We start from the raw sequence: 24,140 nt of genomic DNA on the forward strand, positions 1-24,140 counted from the left end.
CGCTACTTCTTCTTGCCGCGCTTCTCCCGGACCCGCACGGAGATGTGGATCGGCGTCCCCTCGAACCCGAACTCCTCGCGCAGACGCCGCTCCACGAAGCGCCGGTAACCGTGCTCGATGAACCCGGAGGAGAAGAGCACGAACCGCGGCGGCTTGGTGCCGGCCTGCGTACCGAAGAGGATGCGGGGCTGCTTGCCGCCGCGGATCGGGTGCGGGTGGGCGGCGACGATCTCGCCGAGGAACGCGTTCAGGCGGCCCGTCGGGACACGGGTCTCCCAGCCGGCCAGGGCGGTCTCGATCGCCGGGACCAGCTTCTCCATGTGGCGGCCGGTACGCGCCGACACGTTCACCCGCGGCGCCCAGGCGATCTGCGCGAGCTCGGTCTCGATCTCGCGCTCCAGGTAGTAGCGGCGCTCCTCGTCGAGGGTGTCCCACTTGTTGAACGCGACGACGATCGCGCGGCCCGCCTCGACGGCGCTCGTCACGATCCGCTGGTCCTGTACGGAGATCGTCTCGGAGGAGTCGATCAGGATGACCGCGACCTCCGCCTTCTCGACGGCGGCGGCCGTCCGCAGCGAGGCGTAGTAGTCGGCGCCCTGCTGGAGGTGGACGCGCTTGCGGATGCCCGCCGTGTCGACGAACTTCCAGGTGACGCCGCCGAGCTCGATGAGCTCGTCGACCGGGTCGCGGGTGGTGCCCGCCAGCTCGTTGACGACGACGCGGTCCTCGTTGGCCACCTTGTTCAGGAGCGAGGACTTGCCGACGTTCGGGCGGCCGATCAGGGCGACCCGGCGCGGGCCCCCGACCGCCGTGCCGAAGGTCTGCGCGGGCGCCTCGGGCAGCGCCTCCAGGACCGCGTCGAGCATGTCGCCGGTGCCGCGGCCGTGCAGCGAGGAGACCGGGTGCGGCTCGCCGATGCCGAGGGACCACAGGGCGGTGGCGTCGGCCTCGCCGCTCAGGCCGTCGACCTTGTTGGCGCAGAGCACCACGGGCTTGTTGGCCTTGCGGAGCAGCCGGACGACGGCTTCGTCGGTGTCGGTGACGCCGACCGTAGAGTCCACCACGAAGACCACCGCGTCGGCGGTCTCGATCGCGTACTCGGCCTGCGCGGCCACCGACGCGTCGATGCCGAGCACGTCCTGCTCCCAGCCACCGGTGTCGACGAGCTTGAAGCGGCGGCCCGCCCACTCGGCCTCATAGGTGACGCGGTCCCGGGTGACGCCCGGCTTGTCCTCGACGACGGCCTCGCGGCGGCCGATGATGCGGTTCACGAGGGTCGACTTGCCGACGTTCGGGCGGCCGACGACGGCGAGGACGGGCAGCGGGCCGTGGCCCGCCTCCTCGAGCGCGCCTTCGACGTCCGCGACGTCGAAGCCCTCCTCGGCGGCGAGCTCCATGAACTCCGCGTACTCGGCATCGCCGAGCGCCCCGTGCTCGTGTTCCGGGGAGCCCTCGGGCTGGATCTGGTCGTTCATGAAGTCCGTACCTCGTCGTTCATTCGTGGTGATCGGTGTTCCGCGGCGGACCGCGGTCCACTACTGAAAGTCTCGCTCAGCGCCCGGTCAGGCGCCTGGCGTTCGCCAGGTGCGCGGTGAGCCGCTCCTGGATGCGCACGGTCGCCGCGTCGAGCGCCGTGCGGGTACGCCGTCCGCTGCCGTCGCCCGCTTCGAAGGGGTCCCCGAAGACGACGTCGACCCGGCTGCGCAGTGGAGGCAGCCCCTTTATCAACCGTCCGCGCTTCTCCGTGCTTCCCAGTACGGCGACCGGGACGATCGGCGCACCGCTGCGCACCGCGAAGTACGCGAGCCCGGCCCGCAGCGACGCGAAATCGCCGTCGCCGCGCGTGCCCTCGGGGAAGATGCCGAGCACTCCCCCGTCGGTGAGGACGCCGAGCGCCCGCGTGATGGCCGTCCGGTCCGCGCCGGACCGGTCGACCTTCACCTGCCCGATGCCTTCGAGGAAGGTGCCGAGCGGCCCGGCGAAGGCCTCCTGCTTGATCAGGAAGTGGGTGGGGCGCGGCGCGACGCCCATGACCATGGGGCCGTCCACGTTGTGGGAGTGGTTCACGGCGAGGATGACCGGGCCGCTCGCCGGCACCCGCCAGGAGCCGAGCACGCGCGGCTTCCACAGCCCGTACATCAGACCGACGCCGATCCGCCGGCCGACCTCGGCCCCACGTTCCGAAGGGTTCACCGGGCTCACTGGAGTCACTGGGAGATCCGCTTCTCCTCGACGAGGGTGACGACGCACTCGATGACCTGCTGCAGCGTGAGGTCGGTGGTGTCCACCTCGACGGCGTCGCCGGCCTTGGCCAGCGGCGACGTCTTGCGGCTGGAGTCGGCCGCGTCCCGCTTGATCAGGGCCTCCTGCGTGGCCTTGACGTCGGCGCCCTTCAGCTCGCCGGAGCGGCGGGCGGCGCGGGCCTCGGGCGACGCGGTGAGGAAGACCTTGAGGTCGGCGTCGGGCAGCACGGTCGTACCGATGTCACGGCCCTCGACGACGATGCCCTTGCCGGCCGTCGCGGCCGAGGCCGCGATGGAGCGCTGCAGCTCGGTGATGCGGGCGCGCACCTCGGGGACGGCGCTGACGGCGCTGACCTTGGAGGTGACCTCGCTCGTGCGGATCGGGCCCGCGACGTCCGTGCCGTCGACGGTGATGGTGGGCGCGGCCGGGTCGGTGCCGGAGATGATCTCGGCCTTGCCGGCGACCGCGGCGACGGCGGACGGGTCCGTCAGGTCGATCCCGTTGTTCACCATCCACCAGGTGATGGCCCGGTACTGGGCGCCGGTGTCGAGGTAGCTCAGGCCGAGCTGGGCGGCGACGGCCTTCGAGGTGCTCGACTTGCCCGTGCCGGAGGGTCCGTCGATGGCGACGATCACGGCTGCCGGGGCGGCGGTTTCCACGGTGACGGACACCTTTCTGAGTGCACGGGGCAGGAGGGCGGGGCGCGAAAGCACCCCGCACAAGGTTACTGGCTCCTGCGGGCGCCTCTTACTGCCGCATGGCCCAGCCGCGCTCGCGCAGCGAGGCCGCCAGCTTCGGGGCGGCGGCGGGCTGCACCATGAGCTGCACGAAACCGGCCTGCTGACCGGTCGCGTGCTCGATGCGAACGTCCTCGATGTTGACGCCGGCGGCGCCCGCGTCCGCGAAGATGCGGGCCAGCTCGCCGGGCTGGTCGGAGATGAGGACGGCCACGATCTCGTACGCCGCGGGGGCCGCTCCGTGCTTGCCGGGGACCCGGCTCTGCCCCGCGTTGCCCCGGCGCAGCATGGTCTCGACGCCGTCGGCGCCCTCGCGGCGCTTGGCGTCGTCGGATGACTGCAGGGACCGCAGGGCCCGGACGGTTTCGTCCAGGTCGTCGGAGACCGCCGAGAGCAGGTCGGCGACCGGTCCCGGGTTCGCGGACAGGATGTCGATCCACATGCCGGGCTCGGAGGCCGCGATCCGGGTCACGTCCCGGATGCCCTGACCGCACAGCCGTACGGCGCTCTCCTCGGCGTTCTCCAGGCGGGCCGCGACCATGCTGGAGACCAGGTGGGGCATGTGCGAGACGAGTGCGACGGCCCGGTCGTGGGCGTCGGCTTCCATCACGACGGGCACGGCGCGGCACAGCGCGACGAGTTCCAGGGCGACGTTCAGGACCTCGGTGTCGGTGTCCCGGGTCGGGGTCAGCACCCAGGGGCGGCCTTCGAAGAGGTCGGCGGTCGCGGCGAGCGGGCCGCTGCGCTCCCGGCCGCTCATGGGGTGCGTGCCGATGTACGCGGTGAGGTCGAGGCCGAGCGCTTCCAGGTCGCGGCGCGGGCCGCCCTTGACGCTCGCGACGTCCAGGTAGGCGCGGGCCGTGCCGCGCCGCATCGCGTCGGCCAGGGTCGCGGCCACATGGGCCGGCGGTACCGCGACGAGGCACAGGTCGACCGTGCCCTGCGGCGGCTCGTCCGTCCCGGCGCCGAGCGCGGCCGCGGTGCGGGCCTGCGTCGTGTCGTGGTCGGCGAGGTGCACGGTGACGCCGCGCGAGGCCAGGGCCAGGGCGGCGGAGGTGCCGATGAGGCCGGTGCCGATGACGAGTGCGGTTCTCACTGGGCGATGTCCTTGCGCAGGGTGGCCGCGGCGCCGAGGTAGACGTGGGCGACCTCGGCCTTGGGCAGCTCGGTCTCGACGTGCGCGAGGATCCGGACGACCCGCGGCATGGCGCCCGCGATGTCCAGTTCCTGGGCGCAGATCAGCGGTACGTCGACGATGCCGAGCTTGCGGGCGGCGGCCGCCGGGAAGTCGGAGTGCAGGTCGGGGGTGGCGGTGAACCAGATGGAGATCAGGTCATCGCTGGTCAGCCGGTTCCGTTCGAGGACGGCGGTGAGCAGCTCGCTGACCTGCTCGTCCATGTGGCCGGCCTCGTCCCGCTCGAGTTGGACGGCGCCCCGGACCGCTCGTACCGCCACGGTGTCACTCCTTGGTCATGTCCGTACGTTTGCCGCCGTCCAGCGTAGTTGGGGCGCCGCGCGCCGGTGCACGGCGCCCGTCTGTCGAGACAGCCGCCGAACACCCCAATGTCACCCCAACCACCCTCTGTCGCCACTCGTCGGGAGCTGCTTGCATGGAGGACGGCACTGTCCAGCCTCGGGGGAGGCTCGTCATGAAGCGCGCAGGACCCCTCTACACGCTGTTCGCCGGTCTGGCCCTGGCAGTGATCATGCTGTCGCTCAACGCGACGACGGGCGACAGAAGCGCGTCGTTCGCCGGCGCTCCCGCCGCCACGACGACCCCGGCACCGTCGGCCTCGCCGACCCGCACGGCGTCGAGCCCGAGCAGCAGCCCGAGCGCGAAGACCAGTTATGCGGGCCGCACCGACGACGACACCGCTGCCGTCTCCGTCTCCGTACGCGGTGACAAGGCCGTGGCCTATTTCTGCGACGGCCGCTCCAAGGAGTCCTGGCTGAAGGGGAGCGTCGAGGACGACGGCTCGATGAAGCTCAGCGGACGTCACGGCGCCGAGCTGGAGGGGAAACTCGCCGACGCCCGGATCCGCGGCACCGTCCGGATCGAGGACCGCCCGTACGGCTTCACCGCGAAGAAGGCCGTCAAGCCGTCGGGGCTGTACCGCGCCACCGCCCAGGTGCGCGGCGCGAAGATCGACGGCGGCTGGATCGTGCTGCCCGACGGCCGCCAGGTCGGCATCGTCCGCCGCGACGACGAACCGTCCGCCGCGCCCCGCATCGACCCGGAGACGGGTGCCGTCACCGTCGACGGCGAGCCGCTGAACGCGCGCCCGGTGACGCCCTGACCACCCCGCCCGCCCGGCGCCCCTGTTGATCCCCGTCGACCTCCCGACCTTCGCGAGGGATAACCATGACCGTCGATCCGAACGCCGCGACCCAGAGCTTCCCGAGCCCCGACCCCGGCCACCGCCGCCCGCACCCGGCCCGCTACCTGGTGCCCGCCGCCGTCGCGGCCGTGGTCGCCGTGGCGCTCGGCACGTACGGCAAGGTCCACGACCCGGCGGGCACGGCCTTCAACCTGGCCGGGTTCTCCAGCACCAGCGCGGTGAAGTCCTGGCTGGCGACGGTGGCGTTCGCCTTCGCGCTGGTGCAGGTCGTGTCGGCGTTCATGGTGTACGGGAGACTGCGCGGCCCGTCGTGGGCGCCGGCCCTGCACCGCTGGTCGGGCCGGATCGCGTTCCTGGTGGCGGTGCCGGTCGCGGTGCACTGTCTCTACGGGCTCGGCTACCAGACGTACTCGACCCGCGTCCTGTGGCACTCGTTCCTCGGCTGCTTCTTCTTCGGCGCGTTCAGCGCCAAGATGCTGCTGCTGCGCGCGGAGCGGCTGCCCGGCTGGCTGCTGCCGGTGGTCGGCGGTCTCGTGTTCGCGGTCCTGACGCTGCTCTGGGTGACGTCGGCGCTGTGGTTCTTCCGGACGGTGGGGGTGACGACATGAAACCGGTCGCGACCCGGCGGAGCGTGCTCGTCGCGGGTGCGGCGGCGCTCGCGGCCGGCTGCAGCAAGTACGGCGACGAAGGCGGCGGGGGCGACACTCCGCCGGAGGCCTCTCCCACTCCCACCGCCCCGGGGGAATCGGCTCAACAGCCGCCCGCGGCAGCTGCGTTGGCGAAGACCTCGGACATCCCGGTGGGCGGCGGCAAGGTGTTCGCCGACAAGAAGGTCGTGGTGACACAGCCGGTCCAGGGCGACTTCAAGGCGTTCTCCGCGGTCTGCACGCATCAGGGCTGCACGGTCGAGTCCGTGTCGGGCGGCACGATCAACTGCCCGTGCCACGGGTCGAAGTACCGGATCGCGGATGCCACGGTGGCGGGCGGCCCGGCGCCGCGCCCGCTGCCGCCGCGGAAGATCACGGTCAGCGGAAAATCGATCTCGCTCGGCTGAGGCGACGCCTTACGCTCCCCGCATGGAACCGGCACATCCGCGCCCCGATGACCTGGTGCGCGACCACACGATCTACGCCTGCGTCATGGGCTCGCGCGCCTTCGGCCTGGCCACGGACGCGAGCGACACGGACCGGCGCGGGGTGTATCTGGCGCCGACTCCGCTGTACTGGCGGTTCGACAAGCCGCCGACCCACGTCGAGGGCCCTGCGCGGGAGCAGTTCTCCTGGGAGCTGGAGCGCTTCTGCGAACTGGCCCTGCGCGCCAACCCGAACATCCTGGAGTGCCTGCACTCACCGCTCGTCGAGCACGTCTCGCGGACGGGCCGCGAACTGCTCTCCCTGCGCGACGCGTTCCTCTCCCGCCGGGCCCACGACACGTTCGCGCGCTACGCGGCCGGCCAGCACAGAAAGCTGGAGGCCGACGTCCGCGTCCACGGCGCCCCGCGCTGGAAGCACGCCATGCACATGCTGCGCCTCCTGATGTCCTGCCGGGACCTGCTGCGCACCGGCGCGCTGACCATCGACGTGGGTGACCGGCGCGAGTCGCTGCTCGCGGTCAGGCGGGGCGAGGTGCCGTGGCCCGAGATCGACCGCCGGATGACGCGCCTCGCGGCCGAGACGGACGAGGCGGCGACCCGCACCGCGCTCCCGGCGGAACCGGACCGGGCCCGCGTCGAGGCCTTCCTGACCCGCACCCGCCGCGCCTCGGCCCTTGAGTCCCTCTGACGACCGCCGGCGCGACCGCTAACGCGCGTCCCACTTCGTCCCGAACGCGATCAGCTCGTCCCGGTGCTCGATGCGCTCCACCCACTTCTCGGGCCAGGCGTCCGCCCCGAGGTGAGCACCCGCGAAGGCACCGGCCAGGGCCGCGATCGAGTCCGAGTCGCCGGACGTACAGGCGGCGCGGCGCAGGGCGAGCACCGGTTCGTCCACGAAGAGCAGGAAGCACAACAGGCCGGTGGCGAGCGCCTCTTCGGCGATCCAGCCCGCGCCGGTGGCCAGGCACGGGTCGGTCTCCGGGTTGACGTCCCGCAGCGCCGTCTCCAGCCGTTCGAGCACGGCGAGGCACTCGTCCCAGCCCCGTGCGATGAACGCCTCGGGACTCGCGTCCTGCCCGCTCCGCCGCCACAGGTCGCCGAGCCACTTCTCCCAGTACCGGGTGCGGTTGTCGAGGGCGTACGAGCGCAACCGCCCGACCAGGCCCGTGGGTTCGGTTCCCTGGGCGAGGAGCCGTACGGCGTACGCCGTCAGATCGGAGGCGGCGAGCGCGGTCGGGTGGCCATGGGTGAGCGCGGCCTGGGTCTGCGCGGCGGCGGCACGCACCTCGCCGGTCAGGTGGGGCAGAAGGCCGAGGGGTGTGACCCGCATGTTGGCGCCGCAGCCCTTCGACTGCACCTGGCTGGCGTCACGCCAGTCCCGCTGTTCGTCCTCCAGGAGGCGGCAGGCGGTGATGCAGGTGTTGCCGGGGGCGCGGTTGTTGTCGGGCGAGCGGTTCCAGGCGATGAACTCCTGCCGCATGATGTGCGCGTACCGCTCGGGTCCGCACAGTCGTCCGGCGGCCCTGGCGGCCCCGCGCGACACGGCCAGCGCCATCTGCGTGTCGTCCGTGATGTACGCGACGGGGTGGCCGGGCAGCTCCATCTCCCGCCACGGTCCGCATGTGGCGAGGATCGACGGCACGTCGTTGAACTCGGTCGGGAATCCGAGCGCGTCACCGAGCGCGAGCCCCAGCAGCGATCCGGTCGCGGGCCTCTTGGTCATGAGCGGGGTCCTTCCGGGGATTCGGATGCGGGCCGCAGCAGCGGCGGCAGCAGGGACAGGGCGCCCCCGGCGCGGTACAGCGCCGCCGGCTTCCCCCGGCCCCCGGTCAGCCGGGAGGCACCGGGCACCTGCTCGACGAAGCCGGGTGTGGCGAGCACCTTGCGGCGGAAGTTGGCGGGGTCCAGATCCGTCCCCCACACGACCTCGTAGACCTGTCGCAGCTCGCCGAGCGTGAACTCGGGCGGGCAGAACGCGGTGGCCAGGCAGGTGTACTCGAGCTTGCCGCCGATCCGCTCGTGCGCGTCGGCGAGGATCAGGTCGTGGTCGAAGGCGAGCGGCCCGTACGCGCCACGGGCGCCGGGCTCGTACGGAAGCCACGCGGCGCGGGCGGCGTCCCCGCCCCCCTGGGCCTGCGGTGCGTCCGGGACCAGCGCGGCGAAGGCGACGGAGACGACCCGCATCCGGGGGTCCCGGTCCGGTTCGCTGTAGGTGCGCAGCTGTTCCAGGTGGAGCCCGGCCACATCGGTCAGCCCGGTCTCCTCGGCGAGCTCGCGCCGCGCCGCGCTCTCCGCGGACTCGTCGGGCTCCAGGAATCCGCCGGGAAGTGCCCAGCGCCCCGCGTACGGGTCCTGGCCGCGCTCGACGAGCAGGATGTGCAGCCGGCCGGCCCGGAGCGTGAAGACGGCGAGGTCGACGGTGACGGCGAAGGGTTCATAGGCGTGTTTGTCGTAGCCGTGCATACAGCAGCCCCCTCCCTTATTGGTCTAAGCGACTTTAAAGGGAGGGGGCTGCTGCAGACAAGCCCTGAGGCAGGTCCTTCAGGGTTCTACGGGTCCTACAGGTCGACTTCCTGCATCAGCATGCCGACCTCGGTGTTCGACAGACGCCGCAGCCAGCCCGACTTCTGGTCGCCGAGCGCGATCGGCCCGAAGGAGACCCTGACCAGCTTGTCGACGGGGAACCCGGCCTCGGCGAGCATCCGGCGCACGATGTGCTTGCGGCCCTCGTGCAGAGTGACCTCGACCAGGTAGTTCTTGCCGGTCTGCTCCACGACGCGGAAGTGGTCCGCCTTCGCGTACCCGTCCTCCAGCTGGATGCCGTCCTTGAGCTGCTTGCCCAGGTCGCGCGGGATCGGGCCGACGATGTGCGCGAGATAGACCTTCTTCACCCCGTACTTGGGGTGGGTCAGCCGGTGCGCCAGCTCGCCGTGGTTGGTGAGCAGGATGACGCCCTCGGTCTCGGTGTCGAGCCGCCCGACGTGGAACAGCCGCGTCTCACGGTTGTTCGTGTAGTCACCGAGGCACTGACGTCCTTCGTTGTCCTCCATGGTGGAGACAACGCCGGCCGGCTTGTTCAGGGCGAAGAACTGGTACGACTGCGTGGCCACGGTGAGGCCGTCGACCTTGATCTCGTCCTTCTCCGTGTCGACGCGCATGCCCTGCTCGATGACGATCTCGCCATTGACCTCGACGCGGGACTGCTCGACCAGTTCCTCGCAGGCACGCCGCGAGCCGTAACCGGCACGGGCCAGCACCTTCTGCAGGCGCTCGCCCTCCTGCTCGGCGCCGGGGAAGGTCTTCGGGAGCTTGATCTCCGGCTTGCCCGCGTACCGGTCGCGGTTGCGCTCCTCGGTCCGCGTCTCGTACTCGCGGGAGCGCGAGGGAGTCGTCCGGCCGCCCGACTGCTGTCCGCGCTTGGGACCGCCCTTGGCGCCGCCCCGCGCCGAGGCGCCGCGGCCCGACTTCGGGCCGTCCTGCGTGCCGCCGGGACCTACGTCGTAACGCCGCTCCTCGGGACGCGGGTTCTTGGGCCTGGCGGGCTGCTTGTCGTCGCGGTCGTTACCGCCACCGCGGTAGTCGCCGCGACCGCCGCTACCGGCGCCACTGCTCCCACGAGGGCCACCACCGCTGCTCCCACCGCGACCGCCACCGCTTCCGCGGGGGCCGCCACCACTGCTTCCGGGGCGGCCGCCACTGCTCCGACCGCTGCTCCCGCCGCGGCCGCCGCTGTTGCCACCACGGCTCCCGCCGTTGTTTCCGCTGCTGTTCCTGCCGCTGCTGCTTCGCATCAAAATTCCGTCTAGTCGGCTGTGTGCTCGGAACCCGGCGCATCGGGTGCGTCCGGGTCGAACGACGGAACCCCTTCGAGAGTCTCGGCCTCGATCGCGTCCGCCTCGGGGAGGAAGGGCGCGAGTTCCGGCAGCTCGTCCAGGCCGCGCAGGCCCATCCGCTCCAGAAAGTAGTTCGTCGTCCTGTACAGGATCGCACCTGTTTCGGGTTCCGCGCCCGCCTCCTCCACCAGACCCCTCTGCAACAGGGTCCGCATGACCCCGTCACAGTTGACTCCGCGCACCGCGGAGACCCGCGACCGGCTCACCGGCTGGCGGTACGCGACGACCGCCAGAGTCTCCAGGGCCGCCTGGGTGAGCCGGGCGACCTGCCCGTCCAGCACGAAACCCTCGACGGCCTCGGCGTACTCGGGCCGCGTGTAGAAGCGCCAGCCCCCGGCGACGAGCCGCAGCTCGAAGCCGCGCCCCTGCACGGTGTACTCGTCGGCCAGCTCCCGCAGCGCGTCGGCGACCACGCGCTTGGGCCGCTGGAGGATCCTGGCGAGGTGTTCCTCGGTGGCGGGCTCGTCGACGACCATCAGAACGGCTTCGAGAGCGGGCTTGAGGGCGAGCCCGGCCACACCGGTCCTGTCTCCACCGGTCACGTCGCCGCCCGCGCTGTCGGTCTGCACGCTCATTCCGCGCTCTCCTTCTGCGGATCCCTGTCGCCCGGCACCTCTGGGGCCCGGTCGAACTCGTCGGTCACGACGGGTTCCGCCTCGTCCTCGCCGCCGGTCCAGCGCACGAGCAGCTCCCCGAGCGCGGTCTCCTGGTCCAGGGCGACCACCTTCTCGCGGTACAGCTCCAGGAGCGCCAGGAACCGCGCCACGACGGTCAACGTGTCGTCGGTGTCGGCCACCAGCTCCCGGAAACTGGCCTCGCCGAGCTCCCGCAGCCTGGCCACCACCAGCCCGGCCTGCTCCTGCACGCTCACCAGCGGGGCGTGGATGTGGTCGATGTACACCTGCGGCTCGGGCTTGGGCTGCATCGCCTTCACCGCGAGCTCGGCGAACCCTTCGGCGCCGATCCGGATGACGACGTCCGGCAGCAGCTCCGCGTAGTGCGGCTCCAGACCCACCGTTCGCGGATACCGGCGCGCCTCGTCGTCGAGGCGCCCGCTGAAGATGTCGGCGATCCGCTTGTACGCGCGGTACTGCAGCAGCCGCGCGAAGAGCAGGTCACGGGCTTCGAGGAGCGCGAGGTCGGCCTCGTCCTCCACCTCGGCGGCGGGCAGCAGTCGGGCGGCCTTGAGGTCGAGCAGGGTCGCGGCGACGACGAGGAACTCGGTGGTCTGGTCGAGGTCCCAGTCCGGCCCCATGGCCCGGATGTGGGCCATGAACTCGTCGGTGACCTTCGACAGCGCGACCTCGGTGACGTCCAGCTTGTGCTTCGAGATCAGCTGCAGCAGCAGATCGAACGGCCCCTCGAAGTTGGCGAGCCGCACCGTGAAGCGCCCGTCGTCGGCCTCGGCCTCGGCCGCGGGCTCCGGCTCGGATACAGGCTCAACAGCCGGCCCGGCGGTCTGCGGACCCGGCGCCGCGGCCTCCGCCTCGGCCGGCGGGGCCACACCGCGACCCAGCGCACGCCGTCGGGCGCTCCGGTCGGGCGAGGGAGAGGAATCGTTCACGGGCATCACTGCCGGAGGCTACCGCCGACGCAGCTAGCGCCCACGCAGCCGGCGTACGAGAATGCTCGCGTCCCCGCGGGACTCCAGATCGGCCAGGACCACGGCGACCGCCTCGCGGACGATCCGGCCCCGGTCCACGGCGAGCCCGTGCTCACCGCGCAGCACCAGGCGTGCGTGCTCCAGGTCCATCAGTTCCTCGGCGGAGACGTACACGGTGATCTTCTCGTCGTGCCGCTCACGGCCGCTGGGGCGCCGGTTGGCGGCGCGGGAGCGGCGCCGGGCGGCCGCGGTCGAGCCGCGCCCGCTGCCAGAACCTTCCTGCGCACCCGTGGAAGCACGCCTGGCCGGTTTCTCCCCGGCCTCGGCGGCGGCCCGGCTGCGCGAGCCGGCATCCGACTCGGCCTCCGCGGCCGTGTGCTCGGCGGAGGGCGCGGACCCCGTGGCCGCGTCGCCCTCGTCCGCGGCGGACGACGAGGCGGCCGCCTCGTCGCTCTCGCCCGCCGGTCCCGGGACCCGCACCTCACCGTTTGCCGGACGCCGTGGCGACGACGACTGCAGTGCCATTCCCCCGGTCGTACGGAACAGTTCGTCGGCCCCCGGCAGACTCACTCGGCGGGACACCGGGCGAGCACCTCCCTGGCGAGCTGACGATAGGCCGCGGCACCGACCGAGTTCGAGGCGTACGTGGTGATCGGCTCACCGGCGACCGTGGTCTCCGGGAAGCGGACCGTGCGCCCGATCACCGTGTGGTACACGTGATCGTCGAAGGCCTCGACCACGCGGGCCAGGACCTCACGGCTGTGCACCGTGCGGGAGTCGTACATCGTGGCGAGGATGCCGTCGAGCTCCAGCTCCGGGTTCAGGCGCTCCTGGACCTTCTCGATGGTCTCGGTCAGCAGGGCCACACCGCGCAGCGCGAAGAACTCGCACTCCAGCGGCACGATGACCTTGTGCGCGGCCGTCAGCGCGTTGACCGTCAGCAGGCCGAGCGAGGGCTGACAGTCGATCACGATGTAGTCGTAGTCGGCCATCAGCGGCTTCAGCGCCCGCTGCAGCGTGGACTCGCGCGCGACCTCGCTGACCAACTGCACTTCGGCAGCGGACAGGTCGATGTTGCTCGGCAACAGGTCCATGTTCGGTACGGCGGTCTTGAGAAGGACCTCGTCCGCGGACATCCCCCGCTCCATGAGCAGGTTGTAGACCGTGAGGTCGAGCTCCATCGGGTTCACACCCAGGCCCACCGACAGTGCGCCCTGCGGATCGAAGTCGACGAGCAGGACCCTGCGGCCGTACTCGGCGAGCGCGGCACCCAGGTTGATGGTCGACGTGGTCTTGCCCACGCCGCCCTTCTGGTTGCACATCGCGATGATCTTCGCGGGGCCGTGATCGGTCAGCGGTCCTGGAATCGGGAAGTACGGCAACGGACGCCCGGTGGGGCCGACGCGCTCGCGGCGCTGACGGGCAGCGTCCGGGGCAAGCGTGGCCGCGTACTCGGGGTCGGGCTCGTACTCGGCGTCTGGGTCGTAGAAGTGCCCCTCGGGGGACAGTTCGTCGTAGTCGGCGAAGTGGCTGTGTGTGTCGCCGCTTCGGTCGCCGGCCATGGCGTTCACGTGATGGCCATCCATGCTCTGGTGTGCTGTCTGCGTCGGCTTCTGCTGGGGGCTGCTCTGGTAGCCGCTCTGGCGGGCCGCGAAGGTACGCACAGCTACGGAGCCGACAGCTTGAAGCCCCGCGGGTCCCTGTCCGCCTGGCTGGCCACCTCCGGGAGTAAATGTCGACTCATTCACAAGTCGTCTTACCTCCTTGGATGTGACCAGGAACATTTATCGATAGGTCAGCGTGGCACCTTGCCGACGGTTGGCGACTCTATGGCGTGTCACCGCTCCGCAGCAACACAATCCGTCGTTCCCGACTCGATGTGTCGGCAAAGGGACACCCTCATGTCAAGGGCGTGCGACGGTTCTTCGGCGCGTTTCATGGGTGCGCGAATCGGTTAAAGGGTTACGTTCAAGGCGAGTTGACCAAGTCCGTACCCATGCGCTTACGGCCGGACCCCTCGCAAGGTCCGGCCGCAGGCGTGAGATTGACGACTTCTGTTGACGTCGTCACTGACGGGGGTCAGCCGAGCAGGGCCTCGATCTCGAGGTGCTCCAGGCCGTGCGCCTCCGCGACCTCCTTGTAAACCACCTTGCCGTCATGGGTGTTGAGTCCCAGGGCGAGCGCGGGGTCGCGGCGCAGCGCCTCGACCCAGCCGCGGTTGGCCAGTTCCACGATGTACGGGAGCGTGGCGTTGGTGAGCGCGTATGTCGACGTATTGGGCACGGCGCCCGGCATGTTCGCGACGCAGTAGAAGACCGAGTCGTGGACCGGGAAGGTCGGCTCGGCGTGCGTGGTCGGGTGCGAATCCTCGAAGCAGCCGCCTTGGTCGATCGCGATGTCGACAAGGACACTTCCCGGCTTCATGCGCGAGACGAGCTCGTTGGTGACGAGCTTCGGGGCCTTGGCGCCGGGGATCAGCACCGCGCCGATGACGAGGTCGGCCTCCAGGCACGCCTTCTCCAGCTCGAAGGCGTTGGAGACGACGGTCTGGATCTTCGTACCGAAGATCTTGTCGGCTTCCCTGAGCTTGTTGATGTCCTTGTCGAGCAGGGTCACGTGGAAGCCCATGCCGATGGCGATCTGCGCGGCGTTCCAGCCGGAGACGCCGCCGCCGATGACGACCGCCTTGCCGGCCGCGACGCCGGGGACACCGCCGGGCAGCACGCCGCGGCCGCCGTTGGCGGCCATCAGGTGGTAGGCGCCGACCTGCGGGGCGAGTCGGCCCGCGACCTCGGACATCGGGGCGAGCAGCGGCAGCTGACGGCTCGCCGTCTCGACCGTCTCGTAGGCGATGGCGGTCGTGCCGGACTCCAGGAGCGCGTCGGTGCACTCCCTGGACGCGGCCAGGTGCAGGTAGGTGAAGAGCGTCTGGTCCTTGCGGATGCGGTGGTACTCCTCCGCGATCGGCTCCTTGACCTTCAGGAGCAGGTCGGCGGTGGCCCACACCTCGTCGGCGGTGTCGAGGATGCGCGCGCCCGCGGCGACGTACTCGGCGTCCGTGATCGAGGAACCCACACCGGCGTTCCGCTCGACGAAGACCTGGTGGCCGTGGCGGGCGAGCTCGTGCACGCCGGCCGGGGTGATGGCCACCCGGAACTCGTTGTTCTTGACCTCGCGGGGGATGCCGACCTTCATCGTCGATCACGGTCCTTGGCTCAGGGGATATCTCGGACAACACACTGCATACCAGTGCGCCGTCGGACACACCGGGAGACGCCACGGAAGTACGCGGCGGAGCCAGTCTAATGAAGGTCTTCTCGCTGTCTAGCCTTTCGATGCATCAATCTTCCGCAGATGTACTACGGATTTCGTAGGTGTTAGTGGCTTGTTCCGAAGGGTTTGCTTTCGGGGCGCCGCCGACGGGGCCGCCGGGCATCTCCTCTCCCAGCATGCGCTCGGCCGCACCCCGGTGCAGCTTGGCCGCGGCGGGGTCGCCGAGCCGCTCCAGCGTGTCCGCGAGCCGCAGCTGGAGCGCCGCCTGCAGCCGTACGTCCCTGGCCTGCCGCGCCCACTCGACCGCCTCCTGGCAGGTGCGCAGCGACTCCTCGGGCCGCCCCGCGTACTCCTGCACCCGGGCCAGCTCGCTCAACGCCCTCGCCTGGGCGGGGACGTCGCCTTCCTTGCGGTACCCGGCGACGGCCGAGCGCCAGCCCCGCAGCGCCTCGCCGTAGCGCCCCGCGTACGTGTGGACCGCGGCGATACGCCCGTGGAGGCGCGCGGCGTCGGCCCGCTCGCCCCGGGTGAGGCGCTGGGCGAGCGCCCGGCCGTACCAGTCGGCGGCCCGCTGCCAGTCCCCCAGCTCCTGATGGGCGCCGCCTACGGATTCCATCGCGCGGCCGGTCGCGTACGGGTCCTGCGCGGCCCGTCCGGCGTCCAGCGCGGCCCGATAACGGGCGAGGGCCTCCTGCGTCCGCCCGGTCGCGGCATCGAGGTCGGCGAGGTTGAGCAGCGCGGCGGCCTTCTCCCTCGGCAGGTTCCTGCGCTCGGCGACATCGAGAACCAGCCGGTGGATCCCGTACAGCTCGGGCGCGGCGGCCTCGGTCCCCCGGTGCGCCACCATGGCCCGCACCAGCGCGGCCATCAGCCGCCTGGCCAGCGTGTCCAGCTCGCCGTCCGCCACGGCGAGACGGGCCGCGGCGAGCAGCGAGGGCTGGCGTACGCGCAGCCACTCGGCGGCCGCCGCCGGGTCCGCGAAGCGCAGGGCGCTGGGCAGCCCGGCGAGCTTCTTGCGGGCCGGGGTCCCGTCCGGCTCGGTGATCGCGCGGCACGATGTCAGCAGCCGGACGGTCCGTTCCAGCATCCGGGCGCGGGCCAGCTGCACCTCGGCCGGCCGGTCCGCCGTCTCGGTGAGCCCGCGCAGCAACGGCACCAGGCAGCCGGGCACCTCGTACTGCGGCAGCCGGGAGTCCACGGCGCGGACCAGCCCGAGGGCGACGAAGTCGTCCAGAGTGGTGCGCGCGGCGGACACGGAACAGCCCGCGAGCGCGGACGCGGTGTGCGGGTCGACATAGCCCTCGGGCGCCAGCGACAGATAGCGCAGTATCCGCGCGGCGGGCCCGGCCAGCGAGGCGTAGGAGTGCCGGAAGGCCCGCGCGAGGGCGGGCCCCTCGCCGACGCCCTCGACGGAGTGCAGTCGCTTGGCCAGGTCGGCCACGGACTCCTCGGGGCGTTCGGCGAGCCAGCCGCCGGCGATCTCCAGCGCGGCGGGTTCGGCGCCGCACAGCTCCACCAGGGACTCGGCGGAGCGCGGGTCGCAGGTGACCCGGACGGACCCGGTGTGCTGAGTGAGGAGTTCGAGAGCGGACTTGGTGTCGAGCCCGCCCAGCGTGCAGGGCCGCACGTCCGGGATCCCGGTGAGCGGCCCCTCGGCGACGGCGACGACCAGGCAGTCCGGGGAGTCGGGAAGCAGCGGGTCGACGCTCTCGGCATCGCCCGCGTCGTCGAGCAGCAGCACGACCCGGCGGACGGCCAGTCCCTCGCGCAGACGCGCGGTCAGGTCGTCGGCCGACTCGCCCGGCGGCGCGGGCAGTTCGAGCGCGGTCAGCAGCTCGCGGGCGACGCGCTCGGTCGGCACGGGGGTGCCGTCGGGGGCGGTCAGCCGGGTGCGCACGGCGCCGTCCGGGTACCGGTCGGCGACCTGGTCGAGCAGCTCCTCCGCGAGGGCGGTACGACCGGTTCCGGGGCGGCCCGCGATCAGCAGGACGCGGGCGCGCGGGGTCTTGCGGCCGGACAGGGTGTCGAGCCCGGCCCGCTCGATGTCGGACCGCAGCTCCTTCAACTCTCGCCTGCGCCCCAGGAACTGACGCCCCGCCACGTCCTGACCCCGGCGGGCGCGACGCCGCTTGCGGGACGTCTCGACCGCCGCCTCGTCGTCCGACTCGACCGCCTGATCCGTCACGGGCCACGCTCCGTCTCACCCATCCCCTCCGGGGGTCGGCAGGGGCGGTCCGAGCCTAGTTCAGGGGGCGGCTTCGTCCTTGGCGGGCGGCGCGCGTAGGTCCCCTGATCGGATCAGCGGATCGTCGCATCGGCGTGGCATCTGCCACGTTCCGTTCCGCCGCGGCCCCACCGGACCGGGGGCGCAGACGAAACCGGACTTGGCGGACGCGGGGCGCTACACCTCGAACGGCCGCGCGGGCCACTCCGCCTCAGCGGGGCGCAGCCCGTCGACCCCGCCCGCACTCCCCGCGAGCACGGCGCTCAGCGAAAGCGCGCCCACCACAAGGCAGTTGTTGTGCAGGTCACCGGCGAGCACCCCCTGGACGAGGTCCGCCAGCGGCACTCGCGCCAGCTCCATGTCGGCCTCTTCGTCCTCCACCTCGAAGCGGTCGCCCTCCGCCTCGGAGAGGTCCCGTGCGAGGAAGATGCGCACGGCCTCGGAGCAGCCGCCCGGCGTCGTGTAGACGTCGGTGAGGACGCGCCAGTCCTCGGCCTTGACGTGCGCCTCCTCGTACAGCTCGCGCTGCGCGGCGTGCAGCGGGTTCTCGCCGGGGATGTCGAGGAGGCCGGCCGGGATCTCCCAGAGCTTCATGGAGACGGGGTGGCGGTACTGCTTCAGGACGAGGACCCGCTCCTGGTCGTCCAGGGCGAGGATGGCCACGGAGCCGGGGTGGACCTGGTAGTCGCGGCGCGCCACCGACCCGTCGGGCATGACGACGTCATCCGTGCGCACGGAGGTCTTGTTCCCGACGAAGGGGGTCTCGGTGGCCCGGACCTCCCACTTCTCGGCGGTGTCCTTGATCGTCGTCATGTCGACACGTCCTCCCACGCACAAAAAAGAAACCGGGGCACGTGCCACATAAGGCACGCACCCCGGTAACCGTACATCGCTTGTGTGACAAGCCTTACTTGGCCTTCTTCGCCCCCGCGGTGCCCTCGGAACCCGCGGAACCCGCGGCACCCGCGGCTGCGGCCACCTTGCGCTCGACGGCGGCCTTCACCAGACCGGCGAACAGCGGGTGCGGACGCGTCGGGCGCGAGCGCAGCTCCGGGTGCGCCTGGGTGGCGACCAGGTACGGGTGGACCTCGCGCGGGTACTCGACGTACTCGACGAGCTTGCCGTCCGGGGAGAGACCGGAGAACTGCAGACCGGCCTTCTTCTCCAGCTCCGAGCGGTAGGCGTTGTTCACCTCGTAGCGGTGACGGTGGCGCTCCTCGACGTACTCCTTGTCGTCGTACACCTCACGGGCGATGGAGCCCTCGGCGAGCTTGGCCGGGTACATGCCGAGCCGCATGGTGCCGCCCATGTCGCCCTCACCGGCGACGATGTCGAGCTGCTCGGCCATGGTGGAGATCACCGGGTGGCCGGTGGCGGCGTCGAACTCGGTGGAGTTGGCGTCGGGGATGTCGGCCAGGTTCCGCGCGGCCTCGATCACGATGCACTGCAGGCCCAGGCAGAGGCCGAGCAGCGGGATCTTGTTCTCGCGGGCGAACTGGATCGCGCCGACCTTGCCGGACACACCGCGGTCGCCGAAGCCACCGGGGATGCAGATCGCGTCGGCGTCGGCGAGCTGCTTGGCGGCGCCGGCCGGGGTCTTGCAGTCGTCCGACGTGACCCACTTGATCTTGACGCGGGCCTTGTTGGCGAAGCCGCCGGCGCGCAGCGCCTCGGTCACCGACAGGTACGCGTCGGGCAGGTCGATGTACTTGCCGACCAGGGCCATGACGATCTCGTGGTCGGGGTTGTGGACGCGGTCGAGCAGGTCGTCCCAGGTCGTCCAGTCCACGTCGCGGAACGGCAGGTCCAGCTTGCGGACGACGTACGCGTCGAGCCCCTCGGTGTGCACGACCTTCGGGATGTCGTAGATCGAGCGGGCGTCCGGGCAGGCCACGACGGCGTCCTCGTCGACGTCGCACATCAGGCTGATCTTGCGCTTGATGGCGGTCGGCACCTCGCGGTCGCAGCGCAGCACGATGGCGTCCGGCTGGATACCGATGTTGCGCAGGGCGGCCACCGAGTGCTGGGTGGGCTTGGTCTTCAGCTCCCCGGAGGGGCCGATGTAGGGCAGCAGCGAGATGTGGACCACGAACACGTTGTCCCGGCCGACCTCGTGGCGGACCTGGCGGACGGTCTCCAGGAAGGGCAGCGACTCGATGTCGCCGACGGTGCCGCCGACCTCGGTGATCACTACATCGACAGCGTCGGAGGACGTCGCCATCCGGCGGATGCGGTGCTTGATCTCGTTCGTGATGTGCGGGATGACCTGGACGGTGTCGCCGAGGTACTCGCCGCGCCGCTCCTTGGCGATGACCTGCGAGTAGACCTGGCCGGTGGTGACGTTGGCCGAGCCGTCGAGGTCGACGTCGAGGAAACGCTCGTAGTGGCCGATGTCCAGGTCGGTCTCGGCGCCGTCGTTCGTGACGAACACCTCGCCGTGCTGGAAGGGGTTCATCGTGCCGGGGTCGACGTTCAGGTACGGGTCGAGCTTCTGCATGACGACGCGGAGGCCCCGTGCCTTGAGCAACATCCCGAGGCTGGAGGCCGTGAGGCCCTTGCCGAGGGAGGAGGCGACACCCCCGGTGACGAAGATGTGCTTGGTCGTCGTGGATTTGGGCGTCATGGCCAAGAGGGGGCTCCCGTGGTCGCGGTCTGGAGGGTGCGTACCGGCGTGCTCTCCGGACTTTCGGGGGAGGCGCCGTCGCTGCGGTTCGGGGGTTCTGGGACCACCGGCTCACGGGCTACCAGGGTATCAGCGACGGGACGAGGGTGCTTCCGGCCACGCTCCGCACACGTGTCACCACGAGCACACGACTTCATCACGGGGCGCTCACCCGTTCGGCGCAGGCGCGTTGCCAGGAGCGGCACGCGGATCACTTGGGGGCGACGTATCCTGCTCGGACCATGCGGCTGGCGAGTCACATCAGGAAAACGGCACCACAACGGCACCACCCCTGTCCGTTCCCGACCGTTCACCGGAGCGCGAGATCCGATCGCCGGTGTCTCTGCCGGAACAACCGGCTCGTCAGTTCGTTTGACAACGACCCATCCCGACGGCGTATCAAGACGATCGTCGACTCTCCTTACCGTTGCCTTACCGTTGATCGTTGACCGATCTAGACCGTTGACCGCTGAGACCGCATTGCGATCGCCCCTCGACGCTCCACAGCAGTCAAAGGGCGTACGTGGCCGTTCGACTGGAGATGCACGTGGCCGGGCGCATCGAGGATTACGCACTTATCGGAGACATGCAGACCGCTGCCCTGGTCTGCCGGGACGGCACAGTCGACTGGCTGTGCCTGCCCCGCTTCGACTCGCATGCCATTTTCGCCGGGCTGCTCGGCACCGAGGACCACGGCTTCTGGCGCCTCGGCCCCGCGCATACGGCCGATACACAGCCGCCGACCGCGGCGCGGCGCACCTACGTCGGCGATTCGCTGATTCTCGAATCCGAGTGGGACACCCCGCGCGGCACGGTCCGCATCACGGACTTCATGCCGCCGCGTGACGGCGCGCCCCAGCTGACCCGGATCGTGGAGGGCATCAGCGGGCGCGTCCCGATGCGCTCGGCGCTGCGGATGCGTTTCTCGTACGGGCGTATCACCCCGTGGGTGCACAAAGTGGACGGGCGCACGGTCGCGGTGGCCGGTCCGGACTCCGTGTGGCTGGACTCGGAGACCGAGACGTACGGCAAGGACCTGACGACGTACTCGGACTTCACGGTGGCGCCCGGCGAACGGGTCGCGTTCACCATCCAGTGGCAGCCCTCGCACAAGGACCAGCCGCCGCTGCCGGACCCGCAGGGCGCCCTCGCGGCGACGCAGGACTTCTGGCGCGAGTGGGTCGAGCACTGCACGTACCACGGCCCCTACCGCGAGGCCGTCGTGCGCTCCCTGATCACCCTGAAGGCGCTGACGTACGCGCCGACCGGGGGCATCGTGGCCGCGCCCACCACCTCGCTGCCGGAGGAGATCGGCGGCGTACGCAACTGGGACTACCGGTACACGTGGCTGCGGGACGCGGCGATCACGCTGTCGTCACTGCTGCGCACCGGCTACCGCGAGGAGGCCCGCGCCTGGCGCGAGTGGCTGCTGCGGGCCGTGGCGGGCGACCCGGAGAACCTGCAGATCATGTACGGCATCGCGGGCGAGCGGGAGCTGGGCGAGGCGGAGCTCGACTGGCTGCCCGGCTACGAGAACTCGGCGCCGGTGCGGGTCGGCAACGGGGCGGCGCACCAGCTCCAGCTCGACGTGTACGGCGAGGTGACCGAGGCGCTGCACCTCGCGCACATGACGGGGCTCGCGCGCAACGACTACGCCTCGCTGCTGCAGCTGCGGCTCATCCAGTACCTGGAGGACCACTGGGACGAGCCGGACGAGGGCATCTGGGAGGTGCGCGGGCCGCGCCGGCACTTCGTGCACTCGAAGGTCATGGCGTGGGTGGCCGTGGACCGCACCATCAAGCTCATCGAGTCCGGTGACGCGGACGGCCCGCTGGAGAAGTGGCGCGAACTGCGCGACGACATCCACCGGGACGTGTGCGAACGGGGCTACGACCCGGAGCGCAACACCTTCACGCAGTCCTACGGCAGCAAGGAGCTCGACGCGTCGCTGCTCCTGATCCCGCAGATGGGCTTCCTCCCGCCGGACGACAAGCGGGTCATCGGGACCATCGAGGCGATCCAGCGGGAGCTGTCGACGACCGACGGGTTCATCCTGCGCTACCCGACGGACGGCGAGGACTCCGGCGTCGACGGGCTGCCGGGCGACGAGGGCGCGTTCCTCGCCTGCTCGTTCTGGATGGCGGACGACCTGGCGATGATCGGCCGGGTCGACGAGGCCCGCAGGCTCTTCGAGAAGCTGCTCGCCCTCCGCAACGACCTGGGGTTGCTCGCCGAGGAGTGGGACCCGCACCTGCAGCGTCAGGTCGGCAACTTCCCGCAGGCGTTCAGCCACGTGCCGCTGATCGACACGGCACTGCGGCTGACCTCCTCGGGGGCGTACAGCGGCTGACCCCGGAATGCCGGCGGGGCGCACCCGCCGGTACCGTCCGCTCCATGGACAGCTCCCTCACCCCGTCGGCCCCGCAGAGCACCCCCGGCGGCATCACCGTGCAGCGCGCACTGGAGCTGCCGGGGCTGCGCAGCGGGCTGCCCGAGGTGGTGGCGGGCGGGGACCGGCTGCGGCGGACGGTGCGCTGGGTGCACGCGGGCGAGGTGCCGAACATCGCGTCGCTGCTCAAGGGCGGTGAACTGCTGCTGACCACGGGGTACGGCATCGGGACGCGCCCCGCCGAGCAGCGGGCCTTCGTGCGCAAGCTGGCCGACCGGGGCATCGCGGCGCTGGTGATCGAGCTCGGGCAGCGGTTCGCGCGGCTGCCCGCGGCGCTCGTGGAGACCGCGCGGGCGGCGGGCCTGCCGCTGGTGCAGCTGCACCGCGAGGTGCCGTTCGTGACGGTCACCGAGGAGATCCACACCGAGATCGTCAACGGGCACTACGCGCTGCTCCAGCGGGCCGAGGAAGTGCACCGCCGGTGCACCGAGGCCCTGCTCGGCGGCGGTGGCGTTCCTCAAGTACTGCGCATCCTCGCCGAGTTCAGCGGCAACCCGGCCTTCCTGGAGACCGCCGACGGGCAGCTCCTGTACGCGGCCGGCGTGGCCGCCGACATCGCCGATCCGCTGCAGGTCTGGGAGGGCATGCGCGCCACCCACAAGGACGAGCCGCCGGGCGGAGCCGTGCTCGTGGACGTGCCCGGCGGCGGTCCCGGGGCCGGTTCGGTACGGGCGCGGCTCGTGCTGCTGCCGGTGACGGCGCCGCTCGCGCCGGTGCACCGGATCGCGGCGGAGCGGGCCGCCGGGTCGCTCGCCGTGGTGCTGATGCAGGCCCGGCAGGAGGAGGAGCTGGCGGCGCGCGGGCGCGGCGACTTCCTCACCGATCTCGCGGAGGGCCGGATCACCCCGGAGGACGCCCCGGCGCAGGCCCGGGTCCTCGGCTTCAAGCCCACCGGCCAGGGGCCGCTGCTCCCGGTGGTGATGCGGCTGCCGGAGGCGTCGGCCGGGACGGTGGGCCTCTCCCCCGGCGGCGGCTGGGCGGTGCTCGCGCGGGCCGTGTCGGAGGAGCTGGCCTCGGTCGGCGTGCCGGTCCTGCTGGGCGTACGGCCCGTCGAAGGGCGGGTGCCGCTGCTGCTCGGCCTGCGCTCGGAGTCGGAGCGCACGGCGGTCGCCGAGCGGGTCGCGACGGCGCTGCGGACCGGGGTGGAGCGGGCCGGGATGCAGCGGACGGGTGCCAAGGCGCCGGTCGTGGTGGTCGGCGGGGCGGGGAGCTGGGCCGCCGCGGCGGCAGGTCTGCGGCACGCTGCGGAGACGGCGACGGCGGCGCAGGGGCTCGACGACAGGGCCTGGTACGACGCGCGGCGCCTGGACATCGATCTGCTGCTGTGGCGGCTGCACTGCCACGACGAAGGGGCTCTGTCGGCTTTCGTGGAGCGGGCCATCGGTCCGCTGCGGGACCACGACAAGCGCTCGAAGCCGCCCCTGCTGCCCACGCTCCAGACCTATCTGGCGCACGCGGGACGCAAGGCGGAGACGGCACGCGAGCTGCATCTGAACCGGCAGACCCTCTACAACCGCCTGGCCCGTATAGGGGAGTTGCTCGGCACGGACCTCGACGATCCGCAGACCGTGCTCGCGCTGAGTCTCGCGCTGCGGGCCCGCCGCCACGTGCCGTAGACCCGGC

General features: G+C 71.4%; 22 protein-coding genes. 6 read left to right on the plus strand and 16 right to left on the minus strand.

What is annotated here, in order from left to right; all coding sequences use genetic code 11:
- Positions 1 to 2: 2 nt before the first annotated feature.
- The 5 genes from der to aroH form a co-directional block, all read right to left on the minus strand.
- Positions 3 to 1,475 carry a ribosome biogenesis GTPase Der gene (gene der / locus AB0J02_RS20675; RefSeq protein ID WP_363195150.1) on the minus strand — a complete coding sequence of 491 codons (1,473 nt, stop codon included), beginning with the start codon at positions 1,473 to 1,475 and terminating at the stop codon, positions 3 to 5.
- A gap of 76 nt (positions 1,476 to 1,551) precedes the next feature.
- Entirely contained in the window at positions 1,552 to 2,250 is a 699-nt protein-coding gene (locus AB0J02_RS20680; RefSeq protein ID WP_363195151.1) for a lysophospholipid acyltransferase family protein, read from the minus strand.
- Positions 2,208 to 2,903: a (d)CMP kinase gene (gene cmk, locus AB0J02_RS20685; protein WP_363195152.1), complete on the minus strand. Its 696-nt coding sequence runs from the start codon at positions 2,901 to 2,903 to the stop codon at positions 2,208 to 2,210. The genes AB0J02_RS20680 and cmk overlap by 43 nt, the downstream gene beginning before the upstream one ends.
- A gap of 88 nt (positions 2,904 to 2,991) precedes the next feature.
- Positions 2,992 to 4,077: a prephenate dehydrogenase gene (locus AB0J02_RS20690; protein WP_363195153.1), complete on the minus strand. Its 1,086-nt coding sequence runs from the start codon at positions 4,075 to 4,077 to the stop codon at positions 2,992 to 2,994.
- Positions 4,074 to 4,436 carry a chorismate mutase gene (aroH, locus tag AB0J02_RS20695; RefSeq protein WP_363195154.1) on the minus strand — a complete coding sequence of 121 codons (363 nt, stop codon included), beginning with the start codon at positions 4,434 to 4,436 and terminating at the stop codon, positions 4,074 to 4,076. Before aroH ends, AB0J02_RS20690 begins: the two co-directional genes overlap by 4 nt.
- 194 nt (positions 4,437 to 4,630) lie before the next feature.
- On the opposite strand from aroH, the gene AB0J02_RS20700 reads away from it, so the two are divergent.
- The 4 genes from AB0J02_RS20700 to AB0J02_RS20715 all read left to right on the plus strand — a co-directional run bounded on the left by AB0J02_RS20700 (position 4,631) and on the right by AB0J02_RS20715 (position 7,101).
- Positions 4,631 to 5,278, plus strand: a complete 648-nt coding sequence (locus AB0J02_RS20700) for a hypothetical protein (protein ID WP_363195155.1) — start codon at positions 4,631 to 4,633, stop codon at positions 5,276 to 5,278.
- A gap of 65 nt (positions 5,279 to 5,343) precedes the next feature.
- A complete protein-coding gene (locus AB0J02_RS20705) occupies positions 5,344 to 5,928 on the plus strand; it encodes a DUF6529 family protein (protein ID WP_363195156.1) in 585 nt (194 codons plus the stop codon).
- The gene (locus AB0J02_RS20710) at positions 5,925 to 6,374 is read left to right on the plus strand and encodes a Rieske (2Fe-2S) protein (RefSeq protein ID WP_363195157.1); all 450 of its coding nucleotides are present in this window, start codon (positions 5,925 to 5,927) and stop codon (positions 6,372 to 6,374) included. Before AB0J02_RS20705 ends, AB0J02_RS20710 begins: the two co-directional genes overlap by 4 nt.
- Positions 6,375 to 6,396: 22 nt before the next feature.
- Positions 6,397 to 7,101, plus strand: coding sequence for a nucleotidyltransferase domain-containing protein (locus AB0J02_RS20715; RefSeq protein WP_363195158.1), 705 nt, complete (start codon positions 6,397 to 6,399; stop codon positions 7,099 to 7,101).
- Between the two features lie 18 nt (positions 7,102 to 7,119).
- Here AB0J02_RS20715 and AB0J02_RS20720 read toward each other — a convergent pair whose 3' ends face one another.
- From AB0J02_RS20720 to AB0J02_RS20770, 11 genes are all read right to left on the minus strand, one after another.
- Complete coding sequence (locus tag AB0J02_RS20720; protein WP_363195159.1) at positions 7,120 to 8,136, minus strand: ADP-ribosylglycohydrolase family protein; 1,017 nt, start codon at positions 8,134 to 8,136, stop codon at positions 7,120 to 7,122.
- Entirely contained in the window at positions 8,133 to 8,876 is a 744-nt protein-coding gene (locus AB0J02_RS20725) for an NUDIX domain-containing protein (RefSeq protein WP_363195160.1), read from the minus strand. The genes AB0J02_RS20720 and AB0J02_RS20725 overlap by 4 nt, the downstream gene beginning before the upstream one ends.
- Before the next feature lie 95 nt (positions 8,877 to 8,971).
- A complete protein-coding gene (locus AB0J02_RS20730; RefSeq protein WP_363195161.1) occupies positions 8,972 to 10,204 on the minus strand; it encodes a pseudouridine synthase in 1,233 nt (410 codons plus the stop codon).
- A gap of 11 nt (positions 10,205 to 10,215) precedes the next feature.
- Positions 10,216 to 10,881: an SMC-Scp complex subunit ScpB gene (scpB, locus tag AB0J02_RS20735; protein WP_363195162.1), complete on the minus strand. Its 666-nt coding sequence runs from the start codon at positions 10,879 to 10,881 to the stop codon at positions 10,216 to 10,218.
- Positions 10,878 to 11,876, minus strand: coding sequence for a segregation/condensation protein A (locus AB0J02_RS20740; protein ID WP_363195163.1), 999 nt, complete (start codon positions 11,874 to 11,876; stop codon positions 10,878 to 10,880). Before AB0J02_RS20740 ends, scpB begins: the two co-directional genes overlap by 4 nt.
- A gap of 27 nt (positions 11,877 to 11,903) precedes the next feature.
- Positions 11,904 to 12,491, minus strand: a complete 588-nt coding sequence (locus AB0J02_RS20745) for a hypothetical protein (RefSeq protein ID WP_363195164.1) — start codon at positions 12,489 to 12,491, stop codon at positions 11,904 to 11,906.
- Positions 12,476 to 13,657 carry a ParA family protein gene (locus AB0J02_RS20750; RefSeq protein ID WP_363195165.1) on the minus strand — a complete coding sequence of 394 codons (1,182 nt, stop codon included), beginning with the start codon at positions 13,655 to 13,657 and terminating at the stop codon, positions 12,476 to 12,478. The genes AB0J02_RS20745 and AB0J02_RS20750 overlap by 16 nt, the downstream gene beginning before the upstream one ends.
- A gap of 331 nt (positions 13,658 to 13,988) precedes the next feature.
- On the minus strand, positions 13,989 to 15,104 hold the full coding sequence (gene ald, locus AB0J02_RS20755) for an alanine dehydrogenase (RefSeq protein WP_363195166.1): 1,116 nt from the start codon (positions 15,102 to 15,104) through the stop codon (positions 13,989 to 13,991).
- A gap of 145 nt (positions 15,105 to 15,249) precedes the next feature.
- Positions 15,250 to 17,247, minus strand: coding sequence for a tetratricopeptide repeat protein (locus tag AB0J02_RS20760; protein ID WP_363195202.1), 1,998 nt, complete (start codon positions 17,245 to 17,247; stop codon positions 15,250 to 15,252).
- 336 nt (positions 17,248 to 17,583) lie between these two features.
- Positions 17,584 to 18,219 carry an NUDIX hydrolase gene (locus AB0J02_RS20765; RefSeq protein WP_363195167.1) on the minus strand — a complete coding sequence of 212 codons (636 nt, stop codon included), beginning with the start codon at positions 18,217 to 18,219 and terminating at the stop codon, positions 17,584 to 17,586.
- Between the two features lie 94 nt (positions 18,220 to 18,313).
- Entirely contained in the window at positions 18,314 to 20,029 is a 1,716-nt protein-coding gene (locus AB0J02_RS20770; RefSeq protein ID WP_363195168.1) for a CTP synthase, read from the minus strand.
- A gap of 586 nt (positions 20,030 to 20,615) precedes the next feature.
- On the opposite strand from AB0J02_RS20770, the gene AB0J02_RS20775 reads away from it, so the two are divergent.
- The gene (locus tag AB0J02_RS20775; RefSeq protein ID WP_363195203.1) at positions 20,616 to 22,418 is read left to right on the plus strand and encodes a glycoside hydrolase family 15 protein; all 1,803 of its coding nucleotides are present in this window, start codon (positions 20,616 to 20,618) and stop codon (positions 22,416 to 22,418) included.
- A 44-nt stretch (positions 22,419 to 22,462) separates the two neighbouring features.
- On the plus strand, positions 22,463 to 24,133 hold the full coding sequence (locus AB0J02_RS20780) for a PucR family transcriptional regulator (protein WP_363195169.1): 1,671 nt from the start codon (positions 22,463 to 22,465) through the stop codon (positions 24,131 to 24,133).
- Positions 24,134 to 24,140 lie beyond the last annotated feature (7 nt).

It is taken from the genome of Streptomyces sp. NPDC050264, from assembly GCF_040655895.1.
In the GTDB taxonomy this organism is placed as follows: domain Bacteria; phylum Actinomycetota; class Actinomycetes; order Streptomycetales; family Streptomycetaceae; genus Streptomyces.

Coding starts and splice junctions, on each gene's coding strand:
- der (WP_363195150.1), bottom strand. CDS start 1,475: ATGAACGACCAGATCCAGCCCGAGGGCTCCCCGGAACACGAGCACGGG.
- AB0J02_RS20700 (WP_363195155.1), top strand. CDS start 4,631: ATGAAGCGCGCAGGACCCCTCTACACGCTGTTCGCCGGTCTGGCCCTG.
- AB0J02_RS20705 (WP_363195156.1), top strand. CDS start 5,344: ATGACCGTCGATCCGAACGCCGCGACCCAGAGCTTCCCGAGCCCCGAC.
- AB0J02_RS20710 (WP_363195157.1), top strand. CDS start 5,925: ATGAAACCGGTCGCGACCCGGCGGAGCGTGCTCGTCGCGGGTGCGGCG.
- AB0J02_RS20715 (WP_363195158.1), top strand. CDS start 6,397: ATGGAACCGGCACATCCGCGCCCCGATGACCTGGTGCGCGACCACACG.
- AB0J02_RS20720 (WP_363195159.1), bottom strand. CDS start 8,136: ATGACCAAGAGGCCCGCGACCGGATCGCTGCTGGGGCTCGCGCTCGGT.
- AB0J02_RS20725 (WP_363195160.1), bottom strand. CDS start 8,876: ATGCACGGCTACGACAAACACGCCTATGAACCCTTCGCCGTCACCGTC.
- AB0J02_RS20730 (WP_363195161.1), bottom strand. CDS start 10,204: ATGCGAAGCAGCAGCGGCAGGAACAGCAGCGGAAACAACGGCGGGAGC.
- scpB (WP_363195162.1), bottom strand. CDS start 10,881: ATGAGCGTGCAGACCGACAGCGCGGGCGGCGACGTGACCGGTGGAGAC.
- AB0J02_RS20740 (WP_363195163.1), bottom strand. CDS start 11,876: ATGCCCGTGAACGATTCCTCTCCCTCGCCCGACCGGAGCGCCCGACGG.
- ald (WP_363195166.1), bottom strand. CDS start 15,104: ATGAAGGTCGGCATCCCCCGCGAGGTCAAGAACAACGAGTTCCGGGTG.
- AB0J02_RS20765 (WP_363195167.1), bottom strand. CDS start 18,219: ATGACGACGATCAAGGACACCGCCGAGAAGTGGGAGGTCCGGGCCACC.
- AB0J02_RS20770 (WP_363195168.1), bottom strand. CDS start 20,029: ATGACGCCCAAATCCACGACGACCAAGCACATCTTCGTCACCGGGGGT.
- AB0J02_RS20780 (WP_363195169.1), top strand. CDS start 22,463: ATGGACAGCTCCCTCACCCCGTCGGCCCCGCAGAGCACCCCCGGCGGC.